The 12750-nt window shown below is 34.1% G+C and carries 13 protein-coding genes; 2 read left to right on the top strand and 11 right to left on the bottom strand.

Annotation, left to right across the window (positions count from 1 at the left end):
• Positions 1–39 precede the first annotated feature (39 nt).
• From B5X64_RS17595 to B5X64_RS17580, 4 genes are all read right to left on the bottom strand, one after another.
• Positions 40–1125, bottom strand: coding sequence for a 2Fe-2S iron-sulfur cluster-binding protein (locus B5X64_RS17595; RefSeq protein ID WP_079466484.1), 1086 nt, complete (start codon positions 1123–1125; stop codon positions 40–42).
• Entirely contained in the window at positions 1122–2441 is a 1320-nt protein-coding gene (locus B5X64_RS17590; RefSeq protein ID WP_111944882.1) for a phenylacetate--CoA ligase family protein, read from the bottom strand. Before B5X64_RS17590 ends, B5X64_RS17595 begins: the two co-directional genes overlap by 4 nt.
• A gap of 291 nt (positions 2442–2732) precedes the next feature.
• Positions 2733–4067, bottom strand: coding sequence for a carboxylesterase family protein (locus B5X64_RS17585; protein ID WP_079466482.1), 1335 nt, complete (start codon positions 4065–4067; stop codon positions 2733–2735).
• Positions 4068–4322: 255 nt separating this feature from the next.
• The gene (locus B5X64_RS17580; RefSeq protein ID WP_079466481.1) at positions 4323–5225 is read right to left on the bottom strand and encodes a helix-turn-helix domain-containing protein; all 903 of its coding nucleotides are present in this window, start codon (positions 5223–5225) and stop codon (positions 4323–4325) included.
• Between the two features lie 330 nt (positions 5226–5555).
• Here B5X64_RS17580 and B5X64_RS17575 point away from each other — a divergent pair, with 330 nt between their 5' ends.
• A complete protein-coding gene (locus tag B5X64_RS17575; RefSeq protein ID WP_079466480.1) occupies positions 5556–6608 on the top strand; it encodes an NAD(P)-dependent alcohol dehydrogenase in 1053 nt (350 codons plus the stop codon).
• 162 nt (positions 6609–6770) lie between these two features.
• Here B5X64_RS17575 and B5X64_RS17570 read toward each other — a convergent pair whose 3' ends face one another.
• Positions 6771–7133 (bottom strand): winged helix-turn-helix transcriptional regulator, encoded by a 363-nt coding sequence (locus B5X64_RS17570; RefSeq protein ID WP_074231981.1) that lies wholly within the window; start codon positions 7131–7133, stop codon positions 6771–6773.
• A gap of 101 nt (positions 7134–7234) precedes the next feature.
• Here B5X64_RS17570 and B5X64_RS17565 point away from each other — a divergent pair, with 101 nt between their 5' ends.
• Positions 7235–8119 (top strand): NmrA family NAD(P)-binding protein, encoded by an 885-nt coding sequence (locus B5X64_RS17565; RefSeq protein WP_079466533.1) that lies wholly within the window; start codon positions 7235–7237, stop codon positions 8117–8119.
• Positions 8120–8239: 120 nt separating this feature from the next.
• Here B5X64_RS17565 and B5X64_RS17560 read toward each other — a convergent pair whose 3' ends face one another.
• The 6 genes from B5X64_RS17560 to B5X64_RS17535 form a co-directional block, all read right to left on the bottom strand.
• Positions 8240–9517: an alkaline phosphatase family protein gene (locus B5X64_RS17560; protein ID WP_079466532.1), complete on the bottom strand. Its 1278-nt coding sequence runs from the start codon at positions 9515–9517 to the stop codon at positions 8240–8242.
• 66 nt (positions 9518–9583) lie between these two features.
• Positions 9584–10429, bottom strand: coding sequence for a GNAT family N-acetyltransferase (locus B5X64_RS17555; RefSeq protein ID WP_164463379.1), 846 nt, complete (start codon positions 10427–10429; stop codon positions 9584–9586).
• Between the two features lie 122 nt (positions 10430–10551).
• The gene (locus B5X64_RS17550) at positions 10552–11325 is read right to left on the bottom strand and encodes a T9SS type A sorting domain-containing protein (RefSeq protein ID WP_079466478.1); all 774 of its coding nucleotides are present in this window, start codon (positions 11323–11325) and stop codon (positions 10552–10554) included.
• 1 nt (position 11326) lies between these two features.
• Complete coding sequence (locus B5X64_RS17545; RefSeq protein WP_079466477.1) at positions 11327–11854, bottom strand: ankyrin repeat domain-containing protein; 528 nt, start codon at positions 11852–11854, stop codon at positions 11327–11329.
• Positions 11854–12396, bottom strand: coding sequence for a YceI family protein (locus B5X64_RS17540; protein WP_079466531.1), 543 nt, complete (start codon positions 12394–12396; stop codon positions 11854–11856). Before B5X64_RS17540 ends, B5X64_RS17545 begins: the two co-directional genes overlap by 1 nt.
• A 10-nt stretch (positions 12397–12406) precedes the next feature.
• Positions 12407–12748: a c-type cytochrome gene (locus B5X64_RS17535; protein ID WP_228418979.1), complete on the bottom strand. Its 342-nt coding sequence runs from the start codon at positions 12746–12748 to the stop codon at positions 12407–12409.
• Between the last annotated feature and the right edge of the window lie 2 nt (positions 12749–12750).

The raw sequence follows: 12750 nt of genomic DNA, 5'->3' as shown, positions 1-12750 counted from the left end.
GTTACACTGGTAAATTGATATATTGTTACATTAATTTAATTATACATCATAATTAAGCATCACCACATTAGTTGTCGGGTGACATTGACACGTCAGAACGTAACCTCTGGCTACCTCATCTTCGGTAAGCGCATAGTTTTTCTCCATGAAAACTTCTCCTTCCAACACTTGCGCCTTACACGTACAACAAACTCCTCCTTTGCACGCAAAAGGTACAGGAAGATTGTCTTTCAATGCTTTATCTAAGATACTCTCTTTTTTAGAATTAAGGTGGAACGAATATTCATCATCATCAATGATTACCGTTACCATACTTTCTAAATTGGCAATTGCCTTGAATTCATCACTCATTTCCTCAGAATTCTCTTCGTCAGGAGCGGTGAAATATTCAAATAAAACCTGAATTGCAGGTACTTTTTTCTCTTTCTTTAAATAATCAGCGATGCCTTTAATCATTTCTGAAGGTCCGCAAATGAAGAATGTAGATTCTCTTACATCGATATCTGCATATCTTTCAAATAATAAATCTAATTTTTCAGGAGAAATTCTACCTTCAAAAATCGGGTCTTCATGCTGCTCACGGCTTACTAAATAAACAACTTTCAGTCTTCCGTTAAAAGTTTCAACCAATTTATCGATTTCAGCCTTTTTCATCACGTGATTCATGCTTCTGTTGCTGTAAAACAGATAAGCGTTTGAATTCGGCTCTTGGTAAAGACTTTCTTTAATATTTGATAAAACCGGAGAAATTCCGCTTCCTGCTGCCAAACCAACGTAAGTCTTTACGTTTGTCGGGTGATAAGATGTATTAAAACCGCCCATCGGAGGCATTACTTCAAGAACTTCATCCATATGAAGATGTTCGTTGAAGTAACCTGAAACTTTTCCGTTTTCTAACAACTTAACCAATACTTCCAGTGTGTTGCTTTTTTCACTCGGCGCATTGCAGATAGAATAAGAACGTCTCTCTTCGTTCCCGTTAATCATCATTCGGAAATTAAGATACTGCCCCTGTTTGAATCTGAATTTATCCTTCAGTTCCTCAGGAATTTCAACGGCTACATTCACTGCATCGTTGGTATCTTTCTGAACCCTTACCGTTTTTAATTTATAAAATGAATTCATTTTGTTTTTAGTATTCTATTAATTTTTCCACCTTCGCACTTAGGCAAACTGTCCTGAGCATAAATTTTCACTTTCGTGGTGATTCCTACTCGTTTTTTTATTTCGTTTTCTATACTTTTTGCAAAGTTTCCGACAAAAATAGCATAATCATCGGTATTAATTTCAATTTGTTTGGCTTTCACAAATTCATCATCAATTTCCAGATCGATATCCAATGCAACACACATTTGCTCTTTCTCAATCGGTGTTAAATAATAATTCGGAACCACTCCTTCCACATGAGAAAACGCTTCTTCAATCTGACTTGGATACACATTTACCCCTCTCACAATCAGCATATCATCAGCTCTTCCAAGAATGGGTCTCATTTTTACCATTGTTCTTTTCGAGTTTTCTTCGTAATAAAGACTTGTGATGTCGTTTGTCCAGTAACGTAAAAGCGGCATTGCTTTTTTAGTTAAAGTTGTGATTACCAAAACTCCTTCTTCGCCAAACGGAACAGGTTCTTTTGTAATCGGATCTAAAATTTCAGGATAAAAATGGTCTTCCCAAATATAAGAACCTCCTTTCTCCTCAAAATCTTCCATCGAAACTCCGGGTCCGATAATTTCACTCAATCCATAAATATTGGTTGCATGAACGCCTAATCTTTCTTCAATATGATGTCTGATAATCTCCGTCCAAGGTTCTGAACCTAAAACGGCATATTTTAAACTGATTTCGTCTGCTGAGATCCCTCTTTTCGCAAATTCATCAGCGATTGTTAAAGCATAAGAAGGTGAACAACAGATAACTTCCGGTTTAAAGTCTATAATTAAATCTACCTGTCTCGTCGTCATTCCTCCCGAAATCGGAAGAACACTCATTCCTAATTTTTCTGCTCCATAATGAAGTCCAAGTCCACCAGTGAAAATCCCGTAACCATAAGCATTGTGTAATTGCATTCCCGGTTTTGCTCCAGCTGCATTCAACGATCTTGCTACAACTTCACTGAATAAATCAACATCTTCTTTTGTATATCCTACAACCGTCGGTTTCCCTGTCGTTCCGCTTGAACAGTGAATTCTTTGTAATTCATTCTTTGGAACCGTAAATAATCCGAACGGATAATTGTCTCTTAAATCCTGTTTGTAGGTAATCGGTAGTTTTGAAATGTCTTCAATTGTCCTTATTTCATGTGGCGATATTCCTAATTCATCAAATTTTCTTTTATAAAAATCTGATTTTTCCTCAAGATAACCCACCAAACTCACCAATCTCTCAGATTGGAGCTGTCTTAATTGGTCGAGTCGTAAATTTTCAACTGACAAATCCACATTCATAACTAACTAACATTTGTTAGGTGTAAATTTAAAAAGAATTTGGAACGTGACAAAATTTTTATGATTTTCGTCATATTTTGAATGATTCTAAATAATTTGTAGATTGAGGTTAAAGTTTAGATTGAAACAAATCTTAGTGTCGAGCTTGTCATTCAGAGCGAAACGTAGTGGAGCGTGGAATCTAAGCACATTTGGCAATTCATTACGAGATTACTACGGAATGAAAAAGGATAAAATTTTTAAAATCTTTTATACGCAACCGTTTTACATTAGAATTAACGAAAATTAGACTTTACAAATTTCAAGAATTTCCGGTCTTTCTGAATCATCTGAGATCTTTCCGTATTGGGCAAATTCAGTCCAGAGTTTTCTTAATTTTTTTCCGTTCTCGTCAATATATTTCCAAGGAATATTTTTTAGAATTCCGGCATTTTTCCAGGCAAATTCGTTACCAAAAATAAAAGGAAGATCAATAGCATGAGCTCCCAAAAAGTAATTAGAAACCTTGAAACGTGGATAAATTCTAAACAAATAAACATTTCCGCCTGCTTTGGAAAAATTTTCCGCAAAATCTGCTGCAGGTTTTCCATAAATGATTTCTGTTGTTGTGCGGATTGCTTTGTTTATAATTTTTGCAGGAAAATATTTATTGATCATATCAGAAGCTTTCAAGTAGAAAGCGGTTTCTTCATCATTCAAACCAATTAAAACATCGATTTCCTTTGCCTTCTGTTTCCATTTTTCTTCGGCTTCCCATTCATTGCACAATGGCGGAAAACCATATTGAGTTCCGAAAGGCATTGCAGCTTTTAATCCGTATTTTAGAAAAGAAGGCGTACAATTTTTATAGTTTTCAATAATTTCCAGAGCATCAGATTTTTCGTTAAAAATTTGAGTGTTTTTCAGAAATTCAGTTGACATTTTTTGCCGGTTTTTTCTTAAACCTAAGGGAGCACTGTGAATAATCACTCTTTTAAATAAATCTTCAGTTCCTTCTGAAATCATAAGATGGGCAATTGCATCGCCACCAGAAGACTGCCCCAAAAGGGTAATATTTTCTGAATCTCCACCAAAAGATTCTATATTATTTTTAATCCATTTTAAAGCTTCGATTAAGTCAAACAAACCTAAATTGGCTGGTTTTTCTTCATTTCCTCCTAAAAATCCAAAAATTCCTAAGCGGTAAGAAACGGTTACTACGATAACATTTTGCTCTTTTACCCAATCTGTAGGATCTGCTGTTGGAAGATCGCCACAACCTATTTCGTACGAACCTCCATGAATCCATACAATAACAGAAAATTTTTCGTTTTCATTAAAATTTTCAGGGCGAAAAATGGAAATATATTGAGGAGATTCATCCACTTCAAAATCATCCAAATTGGTTTTCCCAATCATTTTTTCAAGAAGTGGACTGATATTTTGTGGACAAACCGGAGTTTTTTTAGGAAAAATAATTTCCGAATCTGAAGGCTGTACAACAATTGGCATTTTAAATCTTTCAGAATACGCATAGCGAATGTTTTTAGCTTTTAAAATTCCGTTTTCTCTAAAAGCTAAAATTTTTCCAAAAGGCGGCTGAAAAGTATAAGTATTAGAATTATTTTGATTTGCGGTCATGGTTTCGCATAAAATTTAAACTTATTTATAATTACAATTTACAAATTTTGTTTAAAAATATGATTATACGTTTTTAATAACAATCTCTTTTTGAACGCAAAGTGCGCAAAGATTTTTTTTAAATGTTTGAAAATATTTTTCGTTCGCAAAGGTGTTTGACTTCGTCGAATCTTCGATTTCATTCAACAAAGGCTTGTAGTAATTTTTCAATCATTTACACAGTACGGATACTGGATTAAAAAACTAATCACAAATTCAATTCAAAGCTTTAAACTCGCTTGGAGAAACGCCGACTTTACTTTTGAACAATCTTGTAAAATGCTGTGGATATTTAAATCCTAAATCATACGAAATTTCACTGATAGATTTTGATGCATTAAAAATCTGATCTTTCGCTACATCGATCAGCTTATTATGAATAAATTCCTGAGCAGAAATTCCGAGCTCTTTTTTAATCAGATCTCCAAAATAATTTGCTGAAAGATTAAGCTGTTCTGCGAAATAATTAACCATCGGAAACCCTAGATTTTTAGGCTTATCAGATTTTAAATAATCATCTAAAGACTTCTCAAACTTTCCGATAAAATTCTGATTAATGTGATCTCGTGTAATAAACTGACGGTCGTAAAAACGCATGCAATAATTCAGAAACAACTCAATATTATTAACAATCAATGATTTACTGTGTTTATCAATGGCTTGCTCAAGTTCTAATTTTATATTTTTAAAACATTCTAAAATAATTTCCCTTTCTTTTTCTGAAAGGTGCAACGCTTCATGAACATCGTAAGAAAAGAAATTATACTCTCTGATGTTTTTTCCCAAATTGGTTTCTTTCAATAAATCCGGATGAAAAATCAACGCAAAACCTGCAGGCTGAATATAAGTGCCTGCATTGTAAATCCCATAAGTCTGTCCCGGGGCGATGAAAACTAAAGTTCCTTCCTGATAATCATAGCTGTGTTTTCCGTACTGCATATCGCCACACATTACGTCTTTCAGAAAAACGGTGTAAAAACCAAAGGTTCTTTTGAACTGACAGATAGGATCAGATTTAGAAAAATCTACCACGCTTACCAAAGGATGCATCGTTTCATGATTCACCATTTTATTGTATTCTGAAACGCTGTTGTATATTTCAACTTCCTGATCTTCCATGAAGTAAATTTTTAATTTTAATTCAAAATTACCAATTTCCGACCTACAATTTTAGGTGTAAGTAAAATTGGTAAATGATTCTGTAATTTATATAAGTATTTTTACATTTAAAGTATCGACTTTTGTATCAGAAAATTGATGATCTGTTCTTTAAATTATAATATTTGATTTTAACGCAAAGAGCGCAAAGTTTTTTTTAATGTTTGAAAATATTTTTCGTTCGCAAAGGCGTTTCACTCAGCAAAGAACACGAACATTTCAAATTATGAATGATTGAAGTAATCAGTTTAGAAAAAATAGAAATAGTATAATCAAACTAAATTAAAAAATATGGACACATTTACCGTAAAAGCTTTTGGAGCAGAATCTAAAACTGCCGATTTAGTAGAAATGAATATTGAAAGAAGAGAAGTAACAGCAAATGATATAGAAATTGAAATTCTATATTGCGGAGTTTGCCACTCTGATCTTCACACCGCAAGAAACGATTGGGGCGGAACGAAATATCCATCAGTTCCCGGTCATGAAATTATTGGAAAAATAACAAAAATAGGAAGCGAAGTTTCTAAATTCAAAGTGGGCGATCTTGCAGGAGTTGGCTGTATTGTAGATTCTTGCGGACATTGTAACAGCTGTAAACATGATTTGGAACAATATTGTGAAAACGGATTTACAGGAACTTATAATGGAAATGACAAGCATTTGGGAGGCCATACTTTTGGAGGATATTCTCAGAAAGTAGTTGTGGACGCAGGTCACGTTTTAAAAATCCCGGCAAATCTAGATCTGGCTGCAGTTGCACCACTTCTTTGTGCAGGAATTACAACTTGGTCACCTTTAAGACATTGGAATGTTGGTGCTGGTTCTAAAGTTGCGGTTGTAGGTTTAGGTGGATTGGGACATATGGCAATTAAGCTAGCAAAAGGTTTAGGAGCAGAGGTAACTTTATTTTCAAGAACTCCGGGAAAAACTGAAGATGCTAAAAAATTAGGTGCAGATCACGTCATTATTTCGACTGATGAAGAGCAAATGAATTCTGTAAAAGGAAAATTTGATTTAATTATTGACACGGTTCCTTACGACCATGATGTAAATCCTTACATCACCACTTTAACTATTAACGGAACTCATGTTTTGGTAGGATTTATCGGCAAGATGGAAGATAGCTTGTTTACTCCGCCAATGATCATGGGAAGAAAATCGGTTGCCGGTTCTGTGATCGGAGGTATTGCCGAAACTCAGGAAATGCTTGATTTCTGCGGTGAACATAATATTGTTTCTGAAATTGAAATCATCAAAATGCAAGACATCAACGAAGCGTATGAAAGAATGCTGAAAAGCGATGTGAGATACCGTTTTGTGATTGATATGAAATCTTTGTAATTTCAAATTTAATTATAGAAAACGACTCTTCATTTTTTGGAGAGTCGTTTTTGTTTTATGAGCATAATTGACTTTATTAGCTTTAAAGTGATAAGTTAACTACCCCGTCTTTTTGCTTATGCAAAAATCCACCCCTTCAAGGAAGGGGAATTTTAACACTTGTTATTTGTATTCGCCTTCCATTTCTTTGAAAGCCCATTCTGCCATTGAGTGAATGACTGGGATTAATCCTTTTCCGGATTGGCTTAAATTGTAGGTAACGTGTGGAGGAACAACAGGTTTTGCAGTTCTTATCACTAATCCATCATTTTCCAGTTGTTTTAAATGTTGAATAAGCATTTTTTCTGTAATCGCAGGAATTGCCCGTTTTAGTTCACTGTATCTTTTGTCACTTGTCGAAAGATGATATAAAATAATAGGTTTCCAATAGCCCCCAATCTTTTCCATCACATACGTTACCGGACAAAGATCTAATGCAATTTTTTTATTCTGCTGAATAGTAGAACTTTCTTTAATAGCTGCCATAATACATACTTTAGGGTAAGTACTTGTATAAAAGTATGTACAAATATAACTTTGTTCTCAGAAATAAAAAAATATTTGTCAACGAAAAAATAAAAATTATTATGAAAATTATCATCACAGGTTCATTAGGAAATGTAGCAAAACCACTTGTTCAACAATTAATTGGCGAAGGTCATGATATTACCGTAATCAGCAGTAACGAAACTAAGAAAGACGAAATAGAAGCTTTAGGTGCAAAAGCAGCAATCGGTTCTATTGCGGATTTAGATTTTTTAGTTAAAACTTTTGAAGGAGCAGATGCAGCATTTTTAATGACTCCGCCAAATATGGGCGGAATTAACATTGTTGAAAACACCATTAATGCAGGAAAAAATTATGCAGAATCGATTAAACAAACCGGATTAAAGAGAGTTGTCATGTTAAGCAGTATCGGCGCAGAGTCTCCTGTGGAAAACGGGCCAATAAAAGGTCTTCATTTCATCGAAAAATTCTACAATGAGCTGGAGAATATTTCTGTTACATTTTTAAGAGCCGGATATTTTTATTTGAACTTCTTTAATGATATTCCTTTGATTAAAAATGCAGGAATTATAGGAGCTAATTTCCCTCAGGATGCGAAAGTTCCGTTGGTACACCCTAAAGATATTGCAAAAGCAGCAGCTGAAGAATTGGTTAAGAACGTTGAAGGCAAAAATGTAAAATATATTGTAAGTGATGAGCGTAAAGCTTCTGAATTTGCTCAAGTTTTCGGAAACGCTATTGGTAAACCTGAACTTCCTTGGGTTGAATTTAAAGATGAAGATTCTTTAAACGGAATGCTTCAAGCCGGACTTCCTCAGGAAATGGCTGAATTATATACAGAAATGGGAAGAGGAATCAGAACGGGTGTTGTGCAAAAGGATTTTATTGAACATGGTTCTGTTGTTGATGGAGAGATTAAATTAGAAGAATTTGCAAAGGAATTTGCTGAAAAATTTAATGCTTAATTTCTTCTAGTTAATTTAAAATCTTCGGCGAGCTTTTGGCTCGCCGAAGATTTATTGTAATTGTTTTTTGATAGGGTTTTACCCCATCCTTTTGTAAGTCGTCCTTTCAGGACTTCTATTTTATTTTTTTAAGGTTTCTTTTAAAACCTTCAATTTTCCATCGATGGGTTGGATTATTTTTAAACCTAAAATTTCAGCAACTAATGGATAAACATTGATATTTTCAAATTCATCAATTACTAAGTTGTTATTAAAATCTGATCCCCAAGCGAAGAATGTGGCTTTCATTTCTGGAACAATTTTAGGGTTGTAACCGTGTTTTCCTACCGAAGTTCTTTTATCTCTTTCTAAAAATATTTTTGGCGCTTTTGGGATCAATAAAATCTGCCCTATTCTATTGTATCGATCGTCTTTCGTTGCAAAATGCAAATATTTTGGTAATTTTTTATCCAGATAAACTTCATAATCATCGGTTTTATTGGCTTTTAATTCTTTATAAACATTTTTTACCTCATCAGAATTTTTTACATAAACTCTTAATAAAGTCTGAGAATTATAATAATCGAATCTGTTTTTATCAAAAAGCATTTGAGGAATCTCGAGTGGATTTTCCCGGTCAACCTTTATCATTCCATGATCGGAAACAAAGATGAAATTCACATTTTTTAAGCCTAACTGATTTACTTTTTGAACCAAATTTCCTATTGCTTCATCAATTAAATGAACTGCTATTTCAGTTTCTTTGGCTTCGGGACCAAAGCGATGTCCCGCTCCGTCAACTTCCGGAAAGTATAATGAAATAAAGTGCGGTCTTTTATCTTCAGGAAGTTTCAACCAGTTAATTACTTTACCCACTTTTTCTGAAGGCGTAAATTTTTCGTGATATGGATAATAGTATGTTGGTCTCATTCCGCCTGCATCGCTTGCCGAACCTACCCATTGCAGAGAAGCACTGATTGTTCCCTGTTTTTCTGCCAAACTCCAAAGCGGAGTTCCACCGTACCAACTTCCGTCTTCAGCGTTCTGGCGATTGCTCATTGCGTAAGCCTCTTTACGTTGATAATCGTAGAAAAAATTATCAATTAAACCATGATGAGAAGGATATAATCCGGTAATCAGTGTCCAATGATTAGGGAAAGTAATACTCGGATAACTCGGAATCATTGCTTTTGCCTGAATTCCTTGATTTGAATATTTCAAAAGATTTTGGGCATTGTATTTTTTAGCATAATCATATCTGAAACCGTCTGCAGAAATCATGATTACATAAGGTTTTTGCATTGCTTCAGCATTATTTATTCGGTCTGAAACGACAATCTGAGCCGTATCGACAGGGCTATTCTGAGCATAGATTATTAAAGAAAAAAACAGCAGTACAATTTGTATTCCTCGCTTCATTAGTAAATTTTTTGCAAAGTTACAGTCTACCATTCTCTCATAAAAATTTATACGATGAAAAGTATATTAAATCTCTTTATTCATCTCAAACTGAGAAAGCCAGTTTTTAAGTCCAACTCCTTTTTCTAAAAAAGCTGAAGTATTTTCTAAGGTATCATCTACATTATTCACCGATACAGCCTGCCCACCACTCAAATTTTCAATGATTCTGAAAAGTTTTGTTCCGATGCCCTGTCTTCTGTAAATTTTATCAACAGCGATCTGAGACACTTTCCTCGCAATAGGATTGTAAACAGCATACCCTACAAGCTGTTTATTTTTGTAAGCTCCCAGGATTTTGTATCTCTTTTCCCTATCAATAAGTATCGCGTTAGAATTCTGCCACGACGGCGCGATATCCCAAAAAGATTGAAATACTTCCCATTGAAAGTTATCCATTTCTTCTATCGACACTTCTGTGTTTTTGTCTTTAAGCTCAATAATTCCGTTGAAACAAAATAGTTTTCTAGCGATTTTAAAGCCTAGATTTTCATAAGCTCTAATGGCTGGATTATTTCTTTCGATGACTTCAAGAGTAAGTACATCTGCTTTTTTTTCTTTTAATACAGGAAGTATGAAATCGTACATTTTTCTGACCAGCCCTTTTCCTCTGTATTCCGGATTGATTCCGGTTCCTGCATTATAAATGATATGTTTTCCGTTTTCTTCTTTACAGGCTTGAAGGATAAATCCCTGCAGCTTATCAGATTCAAAAACACCGACAGACAGATTCATATCGATTTTCTCTAAGGCTATTTTTAATTCTAATTGCTCTAATGTTAAATGAAACGGAACCAGATAGTCAGAAAAAGAAGTGTTAAATACTGATAAAAGTTCTTCTATATCAACAAGTTCAAGATTTTTAAATTCCATGTATATTATTTTATGAAGTAGTAAAACTATTGACTTAAAAAACATCAATAGAGTTTGAATTTTCACTTCATAAAAATACCTCTAAAAATTTAGAGGTATTCAAAAAATATAATCTTTTTTATTTATTCTTTGATTAATTGTTGATAAGCCGTAGAACCATCTTTTAAGGTAATTTCAAAATAATAATTACCCGATTTTAAATCAGAAACACTGATGTTTTCTCCATCAACTTTTACTGTTTTCACTTTTCTACCTGTAGATTCGTAAATATCTACAGATTTTATTTTATCAGCATTTTCGAAATATACAGTTTCCTTTGCAGGATTAGGATAAAGTCGTATTTTTTTATTTTCAGCAAAAACATCATTAACTCCTAAAGTTCCCGCTTTTGTTAATACTGCATATCCTCTATTTCCTGTTCCCGCACCATGATAAGCCAAAGTTGTAGAAGAACCTTTTGCAAAAAAGATATTCATGCTTCCTGCTGCATTGATAAATGCTGTATCTCCTGTTCCACCAGAAAGAGAGCGTGTTGCTACAATTGTTCTCGTTCCTGAAGCAACGGTATTAGAAGTTATCGTCCAATCTTGTACAGCATCTGCATTTGGTGTATTTCCAATTCCTGCAAAAGTATAATCTAAGTTTGTATTCGTAGTTGAATTTGCATTGTATATAAACCCGTCAACTCCTGTTCCCATACCGCCGCTTGTTCCGGTTCCTCCAAATCCTACTCCTAAGTAAGAAGTATCGGGTCCTGTAAGCGTTAAGGTCGCTAAAGTTGCAGAAGTATCTAATTTCACAGTCATTCCTGTAGAAAGAGTAACCGTACCTGTCGTAAACTGTGCCCAAGCTAAATTGGCAAGAGCAATACTAAATGTTAGTAAATTTTTTTTCATTTTAATTTTTTAATAAATTGATAAGGTCTTTGTTATTTGTCTGTAAAGCATATTCAAAAGGAGTCATTCCCTGTGAATCTTTTATTGATTTATTGGCTTTGTGCTTCAGTAGCAATTCTGCCAACTCTTTATTCCCGAATTTTACCGCCCAAAATAAAGGAGTGAAACCTGTAGAATCAGCAATATTCGGATCGGCATTTTTAATTAATAAATATTCTACCAAGTCTTTATTATATTTCACGGCAAGCCCTGCAAGAGCAGTTCCCTCACCACTTTTGTAGTTCACATCTTTTACATTGTCAATAAGAAATTTAGCAACTTCAATATTACTTCTGTAACAAGCTAAAATCAATGGTGAAAATCCGTTTTCGTTGGTTTGATTAATCACATCGGGATTCTGTTTCATCAGTTCTTTTACCTCTGTAACAGTCCCGTTTCTGGCAATATCAAAAATAGATTTTGCTTTTTCCTGAGCCGACATTAGCGTAAAGCTCAGAATGAAACTTAAAATAAAAAGTATATTTTTCATTATTTTGACAGTACATAATTATATTCAACATTTACATTTTCTGCAACTTTCTTCATGACCATTTTAGGAATAGTCACTTTAAAATCAGCCGGTCTCGCCACAAAAGTTCCCTGCATATAAATTTTTCCGTCTTTAGCATAAATTGTCGCAGTAGAATTTACCGCCTTATCAACTCCATGAAAATTCAATGTTCCCTGAACTGTATATTTCTGAGGGGATGCGGTTAATTTCGTTTTATCAAAATTTACAATTTTTCCTTTAAAAGTTGTCTTCGGATATTTTGCAGTTTCTGCGTAATTTTCGTTAAAATGCTCTTCCATTAATTTCACTTTAAATTGGAAGTTTTTAACGGTAGAAACAGACGCAAAATCACCATTATCAGCATTGATAATAGCAATATTGCTGTCATCTTGCGCAAAAACATCTTCAAATAAAGGTACCGACGCTTCAAATGTTACTTTACCTGTTTTCGTTGAATATTTCTGAGCCGAAACAATATTTACAAAACCTAATGTGATGATTAATAATACCAGATTTTTCATATTAATTGTTTTAATTTTCGGTGAGCCCATCGGCTTTCCAATTTGTGATAATTGCAATTTGCGACGGTGATAAACTTCCGCCTTGAGGCATTTTTTGAGGGTCACCGATAGGTCTGTTAATTCTGTCAATAATTTTATCAATATTATTCTTCACTTGGTTGTAGCTTGTCCATGGTTGAAACGAAGCTGCACCTCCTGCTGAATGACAACTAATACAATTGGCATCAATTACCGGTTTAACATCTTTATTATAAGTTACCAATTCTGCAATCGGCGTTTTATCTGAAATCTCTTCGTAGGTTCTGCTTTCACAGGCAATTGATATCAATGCCAGTAAAATAATGCACATCATTT

This window comes from Chryseobacterium balustinum, from assembly GCF_900168205.1.
Taxonomy (GTDB): Bacteria; Bacteroidota; Bacteroidia; order Flavobacteriales; family Weeksellaceae; genus Chryseobacterium; species Chryseobacterium balustinum.
Note: the sequence above shows the minus strand (reverse complement) of the source record. Positions and strands in the feature narration are given on the sequence as shown.